Genomic DNA, 14,359 nt, shown 5'->3' with positions numbered 1-14,359 from the left:
TTCCGGCTTTTACCGAAATGACGATGCTGTTAATATCAATCTAACGTTCTTATCAAGTTTTTATTTTTAAACCAACCCGTAAGGTCTTATGACACAAAATAAAAAAACAGTTGCGGTATTTTTCGGCGGTCGCTCGCCCGAACATGATGTCAGCGTGGTCACCGGCTTGCAGATTTTAAGTGCCATTGATGCGCAAAGCTTTGAAGCGTTTCCTGTTTACATTACTACGGAAGGAGAGTGGCTGGTCGGTGATCTGCTCAAGGATCGCGCGAATTATATGCTCTCGCCTCAGGCACGCAAAGAAGTTCAGGCCGTAACGCTGGATTTAAAACCCGGCAGACGCGCCCAGCTTGTGCCGTTAAAAACCGGGTTGTTCGGTGGTGCTAAGCCGCTTGAGTTCGATGTCGTCATTCCGAGCTTTCACGGGCTGTTTGGTGAAGACGGCAATATACAAGGACTATTCGAGTTTGCAGGTGTGCCTTACGCCGGAATGCGTACAATGGCATCTTCCATTTTGATGGACAAAGGCGCAACCAAGAAAGTCCTGCAAGGCGCTAGCATTCCGGTTCTGCCTTATGCGATGATTTACCGCCCCGAACAAGGCTATATGATTGAAGAAGATGCACTCAAAACCATGATGGGCGAGGTTGAATTTCCCTGCATCGTCAAACCTTCACATTTGGGCAGTTCCATCGGCGTAGCCAAGGCAGGTAATATCGAAGATCTGCGTGCTAGTCTGCCGAGCATTTTCGAATATGACGATGCGGCGATTATCGAACCCTTCGTTGAAAATCTGGTTGAATATAACGTAGCCGTTTCAAAAGCTTTTGGTGAGATTAGAACCTCGGCCATTGAACGCCCTAAAGCCACAGAGGAGTTACTCGATTTCAAACAGAAATACCTTTCCGGTAAGGACAGTAAAACCGGGCAAAAGCTGGATGGCGACGAGGGAGGAACTAAGACGCCCGGCACTATAAGCCAGGGCATGCTCTCGCTCACCCGTGAACTCAACCCGAAGCTTAAGCCGCAGCAGGTCAAAAACATCAAAGACTGGGCGCTGACCATGTTTAAAGCCGTCGAAGGCACCGGTGCGCCGCGCATCGATTTCATCGGCAATGAAAAAACCGGCGAGCTATGGCTCAATGAGGTCAATCCCTGGCCTGGATCAATTGGCTATTTTCTCTGGGAAGCTGCTGAAAACCCTGTCTTGTTTACCGATTTGCTCACCGGTCTGATTGAAGAGGCACTCAAAGAAAATAAAAAGCGCAGCCTTCCTAAAGACCCGGTCCCTGTTGACGCACGGCTTTTGAGGAGAGCATAAATCATGGCATCTAAAAATAAAAAAGGCACGCGCAGAAGCGCCATAAACAAACGCCGCAAGGGACTATTGGCGGTTGTGCTGCCATGGCTACGGCGTTTTGGGCTTGTCGCTGCTGTTTTTATTGGCCTGATATGGATAGGTTCATGGCTTTATTTAAGCGGCGCTGTTGGTCGCGCAGGTGATTGGAGCCGCGATAAAATTTTAACGGCTAGCGCTGATATGGGCTTTGCAATTGAAAACATTCTTGTGGACGGGCGCCGATACGCCGATGCGCATGTTCTGCTCGCCATCGTCAATGTTGAAAAAGGCGATCCGCTTTTTTCTTTTGATCCAAGAGTTGCACAGGAATTGATTTCTCAGGTCGGTTGGGTTGAAAGCGTACAGGTCGAGCGTCGCCTGCCCAGTACAATCTATATTGGCTTGAAGGAGCGCCGCCCCCTCGCGCTTTGGCAAAGTGAAAAACGTCTCAAACTTCTCGATGATAAAGGAAAGGTTATTGTCACCAGCAATCTACAGCGCTTTGCTGATCTGATCTTGGTGATTGGCAAAGATTCACCCGTCGCGACGCCTGAGCTAATCGGTAATTTGCAAGCCGAACCAGACATTTACAAGCGTGTCGAAATGGCAAAATATATCAGTCAGCGCCGTTGGGATCTGCAATTAAAAAATGGTATCGAAGTCAAATTACCCGAAGAGGATATGGGGCTCGCTCTGGCGCGTCTGGCGCGTGCGCAGGAAAAGGATGGGTTGCTTGATAAGGATATTCGCAGCATTGATATGCGTGAAATTGACCGCATCAGCGTACGCACCAAGCCCGGTAAAGTACAAGAATACAAGACCGATCTTAAAATCGAGGCCGCGACTAAAGGTAAAGCAGGAAATAATATTTAGTGACAAGGCATAAACACAAATCCCAAAAACACAAACCAAAGGGCACGCTTTTGGCCGCGTTGGATATTGGCTCCAGCAAAATAGCGTGTTTCATTGCTCGCGTCGTCGATGATGAAGGCACGTTCGAGGTGCTCGGCGTTGGTCACCACGCATCCAAGGGCATAAAAAACGGTACGATCGTCGATCTTGATGCCGCCGAATCCGTAATCCGCCAGACCGTTCACGCTGCCGAGAATATGGCTGCCGACGTTATGAAGGGCTATCCCTTGCGCGAAGTCGTAGTCAATCTGCCTGGTGTCCAGGCCGCCAGCCACGCTTATACATCTGATGTACAGATCGCCGGTCATGAGGTTACCGACAATGATGTCCGCCGCGCACTGGCCAAGGCGCAAGAGCAGGTCTTAAGCGAGGATTACGAGTTGATCCACACTATCCCCATGGATTTTCGTATCGATGGCAATGAAGGCATCCGCGATCCACGCGGTATGTTTGGGCAGGATATGAGCGTCGATATTCATATGGTCACCGGTGATATGGGCCCGCTGCAAAATATGGCCACGGCCATTGAGCGCTCACACCTCGACATCACCGCCCTATGCGTTTCCGCCTATGCTGCCGGACTGGCTGCTCTCGTCGAAGATGAAATGGATCTGGGCTGCACGGTCATTGATATTGGCGGCGGCGTGACCTCCTTTGCAGTTTTTAACGGCGGGCGGATGGTTTACGCCGATGCTGTTCCGCTGGGCGGCGAGCACATTACCGGCGATATTGCCAAGGGCCTGACGACATCTTTGCATGATGCGGAGCGCCTCAAAGCCCTTTACGGCAGCGCCATGGCCTCAGACATGGATGAAACAGAACTCATCGATGTGCCGCGGCTGGGCGAGGATGATCATCACGAGCCAAACCATGTGCCGCGCTCGCTGCTGGTCGGGATTATTCAGCCGCGGATTGAGGAAATCTTCGAAATGGTGCGCGCCAAATTGAACGATAGCGGTTTGGGTAATGCCATCGGGCGGCGCGTCGTCCTCACCGGTGGTTCCAGTCAAATTCAAGGACTAAAAGAACTTGCCGGCCAGGTGTTGGATAAACAAGTGCGCCTCGGCAAACCGATCCGCCTGACCGGCCTGCCCGATGCGGTCAGCGGTCCGTCTTTTGCCACGACAGCCGGGCTGCTCACCTATATCTCCGAACGCGTCGATGAAATGCCCGCCCAAATCATGGCTGGGGCCGAAACCGGTTCGCTCTGGGAACGCGTGAGATTTTGGCTGAAAGAGAATTGGTGAGGCGCTCTACGAGTATGCATTCACCAATTCCTCAATCTTCTTAAGAAAAATTTGGGTCTGCCCTTTTTGTTTTTGCAGATCCTCAACCATGCGCGTGTAATGTTCGTTGTTAATATCCATCGCCGCGCCGTTGTTAAAACTCGCCACCAAAAGCGGCGGCTTTCCATCTTCCGGATTGTGGTGTAGATGAATAGCTAGGCCATTGTCTACCAGATTAGCAAAATTGCCAAACCAGCCATCATATTTTTTATCAAATTCATCTGGCCATAGACTGCGAATTCTCCTATTTACACGCTCTTTAGCAATCTCTCTCGGTGATATATAGGATTCTAGAATAATCTTGCGTCCGTCTTTTTTGTAAGGCTCAAGCGCACTTAACGCATGCTTGCTTTGCATGGTCATATCAATAAAAAGGCTGTTTCCTTGCTCTATAGCTTTTTGCTGAACGAGCGCAAATCCATATTGGGTATCAAGTTGATATTTATCACGAATCTCCATGCGCTCTTTATGGGGCAGTTTTCCATTATGTTTGCGGCGTAATGCCTTAATTTCATCTCTGTATTTTTTCATGGCGAAAAGCAGACCATGCTCATCATAGGCACAATAAACCGTTTGAGATTTTTCCTCTGGGCCTAAATCGTGGAAGTAATGATTCATAGCACGGGTTTTTCCTGCCCCGACCGTGCCGTTAAAAATTACCAAAAGGCGATCCTCTTGAGCGGCGCGGACCTTGCCTGCTGTAAAAACGTCAACAAGACTGCTTATTTCTTCTTCCGTGTGCTGCGTTGGTGCACCATTCGGAATGTGGATTTTACTCATTTGCGCCTCAATAGTTTTAAAGAAAAATTCTTATTACCATAATAAAAAAATCAATGCAAGTTATAGGTTTTTTGAATCAAGGGGAAGGCGGCAATGGCTAGGATGTTCGGAGGGTAAACTTATCCACAGCATTCTGTGCGTAACTTGTGCACAGCGCGGTGAAGCGCGGGGTGTAATAAAAAATGATGATCTATGAGTCACTTAAGACTCATTTTTGCATTTTTATCTCAAGCGGTGCTAGACTCAAATGCAGCTCTTCGCAGTCAAACCCTGTGAATCCTTGTCATTTTTATCTTTTCGCATGTTTAAAACTTGCCTAAACTCATGCGTAATATATCGCAAAGCTTTTCTATCAGCGGCGCAAAACGTTCATATTGGGGATATTCACCATGGCTATAAACATCTCAATGCAACCGACGGAAGTTCAGAAACTCTCGCCAAGAATTATTGTGGCCGGCATGGGTGGTGCTGGCGGAAACGCGGTGAACAATATGATCTCCTCCGGGCTTGAGGGGTGCGAATTTTTGGTGTGTAACACAGACGCACAGGCGCTTGAAAATTCAATGTGCAACCGCAAGGTTCAGCTCGGTGTCGGCGTCACTGGTGGATTGGGTGCGGGCTCAAAGCCCGAAGTTGGTAAGGCTGCTGCCGAAGAATCAATCGAAGAGGTAATGCAGTATTTTGAAGGCGCCAACATGGCTTTTATTACCGCCGGTATGGGCGGCGGTACAGGCACAGGCGCCGCGCCGGTGATTGCCAAAGCTTGCCGCGAGCGAGGCATTCTGACTGTGGGCGTTGTCACGAAACCATTCCATTTCGAAGGCTCTCATCGTATGAAATCAGCTGACGCCGGGATCGAAGAGATTCAGGATTATGTCGATACGCTGATTGTAATTCCGAATCAGAATCTCTTCCGCGTTGCCAATGAAAAAACAACCTTCGCTGATGCATTTCAGATGGCCGACTCTGTACTCCAAGCTGGTGTGCGTGGGGTAACAGACCTTATGGTGCGTCCTGGTCTGGTCAATCTCGACTTTGCTGACATCCGCACGGCAATGCTCGAAATGGGCAAGGCCATGATGGGAACAGGTGAGGCAGAAGGCGACAAGCGCGCCATCGAAGCTGCCGAATCGGCCATTAACAATCCGCTGCTCGATGATGTTTCAATGAAAGGCGCGCACGGCGTCATCATCAACGTCACCGGCGGCTATGATATGACACTGTTCGAAGCCGATGAGGCTTGCAATCGTATCCGGGATGAAGTTGATCCGAATGCGAACATTATCTTTGGCGCAACTTTTGACGAAAGCCTTGAAGGTAAAATGCGTGTCTCCATTGTGGCGACCGGTATCGATAAGGAAGCTGAGAGCGAGAAACGTGGTAATGGGGGAACCAGCGGTTTTGCCAAGGGCGATGTCAATGCCCGCACCAAAATTGAACGCGCCACCCCCAACACTGGCGCGACCGAGGCTAAAGGTTCCATTCCTGTGGCAGTCCAGAGACCGCCAACCTTTATGTCCGCCGAAAGCGTACAGGCAATCAAGGCCCCGCCCGTCATCACACCGGCTGAAAAAATTACAGCCGCGCAAGGTGCCCCGCAAACATCAGCGTCTCGCGAAATGGCTGTGGATATGTTTGAGCAGCGTGAGTTCGCTGATGTTGTGTCCGATGGTAAAAGCGATATACCGCAAAATACCGCACTGCGCGGGACTCTGTATAAGGATTCGTTTATTCCGCCGAAACCTGCTGAAGTATCTGAAGGAGCTCCTTCATGTGCCGCCCCCTATATCTCCAGTTTCCGGGGTGAGCATGTCCCGCAGGCTGAGCAACAACAGGCTGCGCCAAGCTCTTCCGGCCTAAAGCTAAATCCTCCAAAAATGCCCAATCCGGAGCATAAAAAACGCTCTCCCTCTTTGTTTGAACGGATTTCTGGCACTGTGCAAGAGCATCTCGAAGGTATGGGTGGGCGTAGCGCTCACGAGACTTTCTCACGTCACCGCATGGCGCCCACGGCTAGCGGCAATGCGGGTTTGCAGCCAATATCTAAAGGCCATGGACCTTCGCAAGGCAGCCTGAATATTGATTCTCCATCAAAGCCGGCCTCCGGAAGCGATGAGAATCTTGATATTCCGGCGTTCTTAAGACGCCAGGCGAATTAGTCTAAAACATCGTTATTTTAAAAATAAGATCTCTCCATGATCTCCCTTTCAAGCCCGGCCATATCGCCGGGCTTTTTTTAAGCAAAACATTGCTCTAAATTTTGAACTGTAACAAAGCGCAATAATCTGTGATTTGTGCTGTGCACCCTAAATTTCTATATTAAGGATAGAAAAATAGCCCAAGAACAGAAAGATATACGGAAAATAAAGAATGCAAAATACGCTTCAAAAGCAGGTTTCACTTAAAGGCATCGGCCTGCATTCCGGCGCTGATATTACATTAAACATAAGCCCGGCTGAGGTTGATACCGGAATTGTTTTCGTCCGTAGCGACATCACAGATAAAAACAACATCATCCCTGCACGCTGGGATCATGTTGTCGATACGCAGCTTTGCACAGTGATTGGTAATAAAGATGGCGCGAGCGTCGCCACCATCGAACATCTGATGTCCGCCCTGCGCGGTTGTAATATCGACAATGTTCGCATTGAACTCGATGGCGCCGAGGTTCCTGTCATGGACGGCAGCGCTATGCCGTTTGTTCAGTTGATTGAACGCGCTGGCATCGCCGTACAAGACGCCCCGCGCCGCGTTCTGCGCGTTCTCAAAGAAGTCAGCGTTGAAAAAGACGGCAAGCAGGTTTCTCTATGCCCTTCAGAAGGCGCGGTATTCGGCGGCGAAATTGAATTCGATCACCCTGAAATCGGCCAGCAACATTTCGAAACGCGTCTGCTTAACGGCAACTTCAAGCATGACATCGCAACAGCCCGTACCTTCGGTTTCTTGCATGAAGTCGAATGGATGCGCTCACAAGGCCTCGCGCTGGGCGGGTCTTTGGATAACGCCATCGTTCTCGACCAGGGCCATGTGATGAACCCGGAAGGGCTGCGCTTTAATGATGAATTTATCCGCCACAAATTGCTTGACGCGATTGGTGATCTTTATCTTGCCGGCGCGCCGATCATGGGGGCCTATGATGGTTACAAGGCTGGTCACGAAATGAACAACTTGATCCTTCATGCTCTGTTCGCCGACGAAGAGGCCTATGAATGGGTTAATGAGATGCCGCCGCAAGCCGCACGTCGTAAAAACAAGCGCCCAGTCGCCAGAACCGTAGAAATTCAAGCCTGCGCCTGAGACGGAAACCTTCCCATACACTGCGATCTGTCCCCGTTTTTTAGCCTCAAAAACGTCATGAAACTCTTCCATTCTTGCGCCGGGAGCGCTATTGATAACAACATGGATATTATAAAGAAAACTGTTTCTATGCATGTATTGCACGTTTTCGGCGTCTTTTTGTTGCTGGGCGTTTTGTCGGCCTGTTCATCGACCGAATCCTCCAAACCACAGGTCGAGGAATCGGTTGACGCATTATATAACAAAGCCGCTGCCGCATTGGATGCGGAGCAATATGCCGAAGCAACCCGCTACTTCGAAGAGGTTGAACGCCAGCATCCTTATTCGAAATGGGCCACGCAAGCCCAGTTGATGAGCGCCTTTGCCTCTTATGAAGGCCAAAACTATGATGAGGCGATCATCGCGCTGGATCGCTTTATTGAACTCCACCCCGGTAATAAGGATATTGACTACGCGCACTACCTCAAAGCCTTGTGCTACTACGAACAAATCTCTGATGTCGCGCGCGACCAGTTCATGACCGAAGAAGCGCTTAAAGCACTTGAAACGCTCATCAATAGATTTCCTGATAGTAAATATGCTCGCGATGCCGCCCTGAAACGCGATTTGACCTACGATCACCTCGCCGGCAAGGAAATGGAAATTGGGCGCTATTACTTGAACCGCGGCCATGTGAATGCGGCGATCAATCGCTTCCGCGCCGTCGTTGAAAAATACCAGACCACCACCCACACCGCTGAAGCGCTGCACCGTTTGGTTGAGGCGTATATGACACTCGGCTTAAGCGCAGAGGCCAAACAGGTTGCCGCAGTACTCGGGTACAATTACCCAGGCAGCAAGTGGTATGAACGCAGCTTTGCTCTGCTGGATGAACGTACGCGCCAGGAAATTATTGAAGAGCGCGGCTTCGTTGATCGCACGATTGATACGATCTTTAAGCCGGATTAAGAGGGGTGCCCTGACATGCTGGCCTCTCTGCGTATTCAAAATGTCGTCCTCATTGAAAGCCTGAATATAGAATTTCAGCCCGGCCTGTGCGCCCTGACCGGCGAGACGGGAGCGGGCAAATCCATCCTGCTGGATTCTTTAGGGCTGGCTCTGGGTGCGCGTGCAGATAGCACTTTGGTGCGCAAAGGCGCAGATCAGGCGACGGTGATCGCTGTTTTTGAAGTGCCTCTGTCTCACCCGTCTTTATTAATTTTACATAATGTAAATATAGGGATAGAGGATGGTATGGCTCTATCGTCATTGCGAGGAGGCGAAGCCGACGAAGCAATCCAGAAAACAGAGATGACCGGTGACTTTGGATCGCCGCGCCGCTTACCAGCGGCTCGCGATGACCAAATCATAGAGATCATCATCCGCCGGACGCTCTCCACCGATGGCCGCTCCAAAGCCTATATTAATGATCAGCCTGTAAGTGCCGGATTGCTGCGTGAAATTGCGCAAAGTCTGATCGAAATTCATGGCCAGTTCGACACCCAAGGTCTGCTCAACCCCTCCACGCATAGAAAAATGCTTGATGATTATGCGGGTGCGGATAACACGTTAGCTGGGCTTTGGAAAAACTGGCAGGAGCGAAAAATGGCTCTCGCCGATCTCAAATCAACTGCTGAAGCCTCACGCGCCGAAGAAGATTTTCTACGCACCGCACTCGAAGATCTTGATGCGCTGGAGCCAAAGGCAGGCGAGGAAGACGAACTTGCCGCCTTGCGTGAACGCCTGATGCACCGTGAACAGGTGATGGAAGGCCTGAATGCAGCCTACGAAGCGCTAAGCGGAGAAAACGATCCGGTGCGCAGCGCTTGGGCCACATTGGAGCGGATCGCTGATAAAATCGGCCCGCAGGGTCACGAAGCTATCGGCGCGCTCGATCGCGCATCATCGGAAATCGCTGAGGCATTATCTGAAATCCAGCGTCTTTCTGCGGATCTGGAACAAAGTGAGCATGATCTGCAAACCATTGATGATCGGCTCTTTGACCTGCGCGCTCAGGCTCGCAAACATGTATGCAGCGTCAATGATTTGCCCGCAAAGCGTGAGGAATTAGCCGGGCGCCTGAATGCGATTGAACATGCTGACGAAGCACTGGCTGAGGCCGTAAAGCAGGTTGAAGCCGCACGCGGGAGCTATATCAACGCCGCGCAAAAGCTGAGCGATCTGCGCACGAAAACCGCTCGCCGCCTCGATGATCTGGTGGCTAAAGAATTGCCCCCTCTCAAACTCGAAAAAGCCCGTTTTGTCACCCGGATTGAACCGCTGGGTGAATCCGAATGGGGCCCTGGCGGCATTGATCGCGTTCGTTTTTTAGTGACCACAAACCCAGGAAGCGATCCCGGCCCGCTGGAGAAAATCGCATCGGGCGGAGAAATGGCGCGCTTTATGCTCGCGCTCAAGGTCGTGATGGCACAGGTCGGCAGCGCCGGAAGTTTGATCTTTGACGAAGTCGATGCCGGCATTGGCGGTGCCACCGCCGATGCGGTTGGCGAGCGTCTGGCCAGGCTGGCCGCCGGTAAGCAGGTCATGGTCGTCACCCACGCCCCGCAAGTAGCCGCGCGCGCCGCCCATCACTGGATCGTTAAGAAAGAAGGCGCTCAGGATATAAAAACCACCGTCACCGCGCTGGCCACCGGACAGCCGCGCCGCGAAGAAATTGCCCGCATGCTCGCCGGCGCGGTCGTAACCGAAGAAGCCCGCGCAGCTGCAGAGAAATTATTAGAAGCCAAAGTTGCCTAAAGAAAGAATAAATAATGCAGATTATGTGGATGCTATGTGTACTTCTTTTCCCCTCCGTTGCTTGGGCCAATGCGGGCGCTCCCTTGCTTTTAATCGTCAATTTTATGGCGTTCGTATACGGAAGCGTTTTGATTGTGGCTGCTGAAACGCTGATATATAAAGTCTTGACAAAGGATTCATGGAAAAGCGCTCTTTACGCTATATTCGGAGTCAATCTTCTTTCCACTATTGTCATAGGGCTGGGAATTCCCCTTGTCATTGGGTTAGTAACAGCATTATTAGGGTTCTTGTTGGGGCTGTTTTGGCAAGATGCTGCGGATGTTGCCATGTTTGTATTGGGAACATGGATTTATGATGGAAGCCCCTATATTGGAGAATCTTATGTAACGTATATAGCAACAGGTTTATGGCTGTTCGTTCTTTATATTCTGACAGTGTATTTCGAAGCATATTTGATAAGGAAATTGTGGAGAAAAAGATCATTTAAATCTCCGGTAGGAGCTTTAAAACTGAATATTGTAACCAACAGCGTGACATATGCAGGATTAGCCACGTTTTTCATTTATTTTTTTATTTTTAATTAAAATGGCGTGAAGCATATGAACTCACTTCTCGATCTCGAAAAACTCGATGCGCAAGTGCGCCATGCTGATTTGGTCAAAGAAATCCGCCGCCATGACGAGGCATATTACCAACAGGACGCGCCAACCGTTTCGGATGCCGAGTATGACAAGCTCCGCAAAGAGCTCGAAGATATTGAAACCCGATATCCGGATTTGAGCAGTGCCGACAGCCCCACCCAGACGGTCGGTGCCGCGCCGTCTAAGGGTTTCCAAAAGGTGAAGCATGCCGTCCCGATGCTTTCGCTCTCCAATGTGTTTAGCGAAGAGGAAGTCGCCGATTTTCTCACTCGCATCCGTCGCTTTTTAGGCTTAAGCGAAGATAAACCAATCGAGATTGTTGCCGAACCCAAAATCGACGGCCTGTCCTGCTCATTGCGCTATGAAGAGGGAAAACTTGTCTTAGCTGCTACCCGTGGTGATGGGGTAGAGGGCGAGGATATTACCGCTAACGTCAAAACAATTGAAGGAATACCCCATTACATTGAAGCAATTCCCACAGTATATGAAGTACGCGGTGAAATCTATATGAGACGCAATGATTTTATGAAATTGAATAAGCAACAGGAAGAAGAGGGAAAGTCGCTTTTTGCTAATCCTCGCAATGCTGCCGCTGGCAGTGTGCGCCAACTTGATTCTGAAATCACAAAAAAACGGCCTTTGAGGTTTTTTGCATACTCCGCTTTTGGAGAAATTAGTGCCGACTATGATCCAGAAACACAGTGGAATATTCTAAAACATATTCGAAGTTGTGATTTTGATGTGCCTTCGCAGGTGCGGATTTGCAAAAATATTCAGGAGATTGTAGAAAATTACAGAAATATCTTAGAAGAAAGGCCCAATCTTGACTATGAGATAGACGGGATTGTTTACAAGGTTAATGACCTAAAGCAGCAGCAACGCCTCGGCTTTGTCTCGCGTTCGCCGCGCTGGGCCACGGCGCACAAATTCCCTGCCGAACAGGCCATAACCCGCCTCAGCGCGATCGATATTCAGGTTGGCCGCACGGGTGCGCTCACCCCCGTTGCGCGCTTAGAGCCGATCACCGTCGGCGGCGTGGTCGTGTCCAATGCCACGCTGCACAACGAAGATGAGATTAAACGCAAGGGTATCCGCGTCGGGGATATGGTTGTGATCCAGCGCGCCGGCGATGTCATCCCGCAGGTCGTTAAAGTTCTCACCGAAAAGCGCAAAGGCAATCCACCAGAATATGAATTTCCCGACCATTGCCCGGCCTGCGGTTCACTGGCGATTCGCGAAGGCGACGATGTTGTGCGCCGCTGCACAGGGGGGCTGATTTGTCCGGCTCAGGCCGCCCAGCGCCTCAAACATTTTGTCTCGCGTCTGGCCTTTGACATCGAAGGACTGGGTAGCAAAATCATCGAGCAATTCTATGAGGAAGGGTTGATCAAGTCACCGGTCGACATTTTTAAGCTCAAAGAGCTCAACGCGACGCTCGAAAACCCAATCCGCGAACGGGAAGGCTGGGGAGATCTGTCAGAAAAAAATCTGTTTGATTCGATTCGCCAGCGCCAAAAAATTGCTTTTAACCGTTTTATCTATGCGCTGGGGATTCGCCAGGTTGGTGAAGCCACCGCCAAAAGGCTGGCTGCCAATTATGGTGATTTGAAAAACTTGAAAACCATGATGGCCTTGGCGCAGGACCATGAAAGCGAAGCCTATGCGGAGCTGCTGAATATCGAAGATATTGGTCCGGCCGTAGCAGACGATCTACTAGGTTTTTTCGCTGAAGAGCATAATCAGGCAGTGCTGACGGATTTGGCCATGCTATTGGAAATTATGCCCTACCAAGCACCGCAAATCAGTGATAGTCCAGTCGCGGGAAAGACCGTAGTTTTTACTGGTGCGCTCACCACCATGACCCGTCCTGAAGCTAAAGCTCGCGCTGAAAGCCTTGGTGCAAAGGTTGCAGGGTCCGTTTCAAAGAAAACAGACTACGTTGTGGCTGGTGCGGATGCAGGCTCGAAGCTGAAAAAAGCAAAGGACCTCGGCGTAGAGGTCCTTTCCGAAGAAGAATGGTGCGCACTGATCGGCAGTTAGATGCCGTCATTTTGATCGCGCAGAGAACAGAGTTTATCCATTGCGCGTTCAATCTCGGGAGGATAATCCCGGCGCTCAATAAACTCGCCGCCGCCTGTGTTACGGGTCATTGCCTGTTCAAGCGCACGCGTTAAAAGTTCTGAAATTTTCAGATCATTTTGTTCCAGAGCCAGTTCTAAAGCGGATAGAATACGGTCGCTCAGCCTGATGACGTCTTTATCGTCTTTTTCCATTTCTTGGTTTTCTCCTGAGTAATTTTAACCACTTTGCCTGCTTATTAAAATGGTTTCAAGCTCTTAGGGCGATCAATGATATTTTCTTTGATAAGGCCGTAAAATTTTTCAAGGTAAGCGTTTCTAAATTCATCTCTTTCCATCAAAATCTCATGCTTGGCGTCTTCAAATTCAAGAAGTTCGCAGTGGGGAAGACTGCGCGCGACATGGCGTGCTTTGGTGTTATTGACTAGTGTTTCGCAGCCCGCTAATGCCATAAGGCAAGGCGTATGGATACCTTTGGCAAAAAGCTTATTGGCGAGATAGGCGCTCGATTTAACTGCTTGATACACCCAGCCATATGTAACGCCGCCAACTTGCAAGGATGGATCTGCCTCAAACCACTTGCGATGAATATCTACGCGCACCGGGTCACTAGACATTGCGTCAGAACCATCGCAGGGACGCGTAGAGGGACTCCAGTTCTTTTCACCGGGTGCATAATTGTATGGCATAAAGAGTTGTAGAATGAAGCTTAAAGGCAGCGGCAAACGCTTGGGCATTTTTTCGCATGCTTTCATACCAAAAAGGGGTGCAGAAAATGCAGCGCATTCAAAAACTTCAGGATGCTGCTTTATATAATGTAGCCCGATATTGGCTCCCATAGAATGAGCCAACATGGCCAGTGGAATACGGCCCTTATCAGGATGAACACTGGAATGCTTTATATAGCCCATAATAAAGGCCTGCAAATCCTCAACATCGTTTTGAAAGCCGTAGCTGTGGCGTTTTTGAGAGTTCTCAAAATAGCGATCCGATCGGCCTTGGCCTCTCCAGTCCAAAACCCAAAAGGCCAGATTTTTATCCAGGCAATAGCGCGCGATTTCAAAATATTTTTCACCAAATTCGCTTAATCCCGGCAAGCAGACAACCACAGCATCGGGAATACTGTCTTTCGGGAAAGCCGACCCAAAGCGCAAACGATGCCCATTATGAACAAAACTGTGCCATCGCCAGCCCTCCGGCTCACGAAAGCGCTCCTCAAGTTCAGGTATATTGTTTTGCGTGTTGCCCATTAAAATAAATTAGTTTCCTCTAATACCCTAAGGATACGCT

Annotated in this window: 12 protein-coding genes; 9 read left to right on the top strand and 3 right to left on the bottom strand. The window is 50.0% G+C overall.

From position 1 onward, the window contains the following. Positions 1-88: 88 nt before the first annotated feature. The 3 genes from H6859_06475 to ftsA all read left to right on the top strand — a co-directional run bounded on the left by H6859_06475 (position 89) and on the right by ftsA (position 3,498). Positions 89-1,321: a D-alanine--D-alanine ligase gene (locus H6859_06475; protein ID USO04806.1), complete on the top strand. Its 1,233-nt coding sequence runs from the start codon at positions 89-91 to the stop codon at positions 1,319-1,321. Between the two features lie 219 nt (positions 1,322-1,540). Continuing rightward, the gene (locus H6859_06470) at positions 1,541-2,212 is read left to right on the top strand and encodes an FtsQ-type POTRA domain-containing protein (GenBank protein USO06720.1); all 672 of its coding nucleotides are present in this window, start codon (positions 1,541-1,543) and stop codon (positions 2,210-2,212) included. After that, the gene (ftsA, locus tag H6859_06465; GenBank protein USO04805.1) at positions 2,212-3,498 is read left to right on the top strand and encodes a cell division protein FtsA; all 1,287 of its coding nucleotides are present in this window, start codon (positions 2,212-2,214) and stop codon (positions 3,496-3,498) included. The genes H6859_06470 and ftsA overlap by 1 nt, the downstream gene beginning before the upstream one ends. A gap of 6 nt (positions 3,499-3,504) precedes the next feature. Here the strand turns inward: ftsA and H6859_06460 are convergent, their stop codons facing one another. After that, the gene (locus H6859_06460) at positions 3,505-4,317 is read right to left on the bottom strand and encodes a zeta toxin family protein (GenBank protein USO04804.1); all 813 of its coding nucleotides are present in this window, start codon (positions 4,315-4,317) and stop codon (positions 3,505-3,507) included. A 389-nt stretch (positions 4,318-4,706) separates the two neighbouring features. On the opposite strand from H6859_06460, the gene ftsZ reads away from it, so the two are divergent. From ftsZ to ligA, 6 genes are all read left to right on the top strand, one after another. Further along, the gene (gene ftsZ / locus H6859_06455; GenBank protein USO04803.1) at positions 4,707-6,476 is read left to right on the top strand and encodes a cell division protein FtsZ; all 1,770 of its coding nucleotides are present in this window, start codon (positions 4,707-4,709) and stop codon (positions 6,474-6,476) included. Positions 6,477-6,687: 211 nt separating this feature from the next. Beyond that, the gene (locus tag H6859_06450) at positions 6,688-7,614 is read left to right on the top strand and encodes a UDP-3-O-acyl-N-acetylglucosamine deacetylase (GenBank protein USO04802.1); all 927 of its coding nucleotides are present in this window, start codon (positions 6,688-6,690) and stop codon (positions 7,612-7,614) included. Positions 7,615-7,716: 102 nt separating this feature from the next. Beyond that, the gene (locus tag H6859_06445; protein USO04801.1) at positions 7,717-8,562 is read left to right on the top strand and encodes an outer membrane protein assembly factor BamD; all 846 of its coding nucleotides are present in this window, start codon (positions 7,717-7,719) and stop codon (positions 8,560-8,562) included. A 15-nt stretch (positions 8,563-8,577) separates the two neighbouring features. Next, on the top strand, positions 8,578-10,350 hold the full coding sequence (locus tag H6859_06440) for a DNA repair protein RecN (protein USO04800.1): 1,773 nt from the start codon (positions 8,578-8,580) through the stop codon (positions 10,348-10,350). A gap of 14 nt (positions 10,351-10,364) precedes the next feature. After that, positions 10,365-10,934, top strand: coding sequence for a hypothetical protein (locus tag H6859_06435; GenBank protein ID USO04799.1), 570 nt, complete (start codon positions 10,365-10,367; stop codon positions 10,932-10,934). A 15-nt stretch (positions 10,935-10,949) separates the two neighbouring features. Beyond that, on the top strand, positions 10,950-13,031 hold the full coding sequence (gene ligA, locus H6859_06430) for an NAD-dependent DNA ligase LigA (GenBank protein USO04798.1): 2,082 nt from the start codon (positions 10,950-10,952) through the stop codon (positions 13,029-13,031). On the opposite strand, the gene H6859_06425 is transcribed toward ligA, so the two are convergent. Continuing rightward, entirely contained in the window at positions 13,028-13,264 is a 237-nt protein-coding gene (locus H6859_06425) for a hypothetical protein (GenBank protein ID USO04797.1), read from the bottom strand. The genes ligA and H6859_06425 overlap by 4 nt on opposite strands. 44 nt (positions 13,265-13,308) lie before the next feature. Beyond that, on the bottom strand, positions 13,309-14,319 hold the full coding sequence (locus tag H6859_06420) for an alpha/beta hydrolase (protein USO04796.1): 1,011 nt from the start codon (positions 14,317-14,319) through the stop codon (positions 13,309-13,311). Positions 14,320-14,359 lie beyond the last annotated feature (40 nt).

Source organism: Rhodospirillales bacterium, assembly GCA_023898785.1.
Classification (GTDB): domain Bacteria; phylum Pseudomonadota; class Alphaproteobacteria; order Micavibrionales; family Micavibrionaceae; genus TMED27.
This window is presented reverse-complemented; position numbering and strand designations above follow the sequence as displayed.

Bases quoted from the DNA above. Each gene is read 5' to 3' on its own strand.
- H6859_06475 (USO04806.1), top strand. From the start codon at position 89: ATGACACAAAATAAAAAAACAGTTGCGGTATTTTTCGGCGGTCGCTCG.
- H6859_06470 (USO06720.1), top strand. From the start codon at position 1,541: ATGGGCTTTGCAATTGAAAACATTCTTGTGGACGGGCGCCGATACGCC.
- H6859_06460 (USO04804.1), bottom strand. From the start codon at position 4,317: ATGAGTAAAATCCACATTCCGAATGGTGCACCAACGCAGCACACGGAA.
- ftsZ (USO04803.1), top strand. From the start codon at position 4,707: ATGGCTATAAACATCTCAATGCAACCGACGGAAGTTCAGAAACTCTCG.
- H6859_06450 (USO04802.1), top strand. From the start codon at position 6,688: ATGCAAAATACGCTTCAAAAGCAGGTTTCACTTAAAGGCATCGGCCTG.
- H6859_06445 (USO04801.1), top strand. From the start codon at position 7,717: ATGGATATTATAAAGAAAACTGTTTCTATGCATGTATTGCACGTTTTC.
- H6859_06440 (USO04800.1), top strand. From the start codon at position 8,578: ATGCTGGCCTCTCTGCGTATTCAAAATGTCGTCCTCATTGAAAGCCTG.
- H6859_06435 (USO04799.1), top strand. From the start codon at position 10,365: ATGCAGATTATGTGGATGCTATGTGTACTTCTTTTCCCCTCCGTTGCT.
- ligA (USO04798.1), top strand. From the start codon at position 10,950: ATGAACTCACTTCTCGATCTCGAAAAACTCGATGCGCAAGTGCGCCAT.
- H6859_06425 (USO04797.1), bottom strand. From the start codon at position 13,264: ATGGAAAAAGACGATAAAGACGTCATCAGGCTGAGCGACCGTATTCTA.
- H6859_06420 (USO04796.1), bottom strand. From the start codon at position 14,319: ATGGGCAACACGCAAAACAATATACCTGAACTTGAGGAGCGCTTTCGT.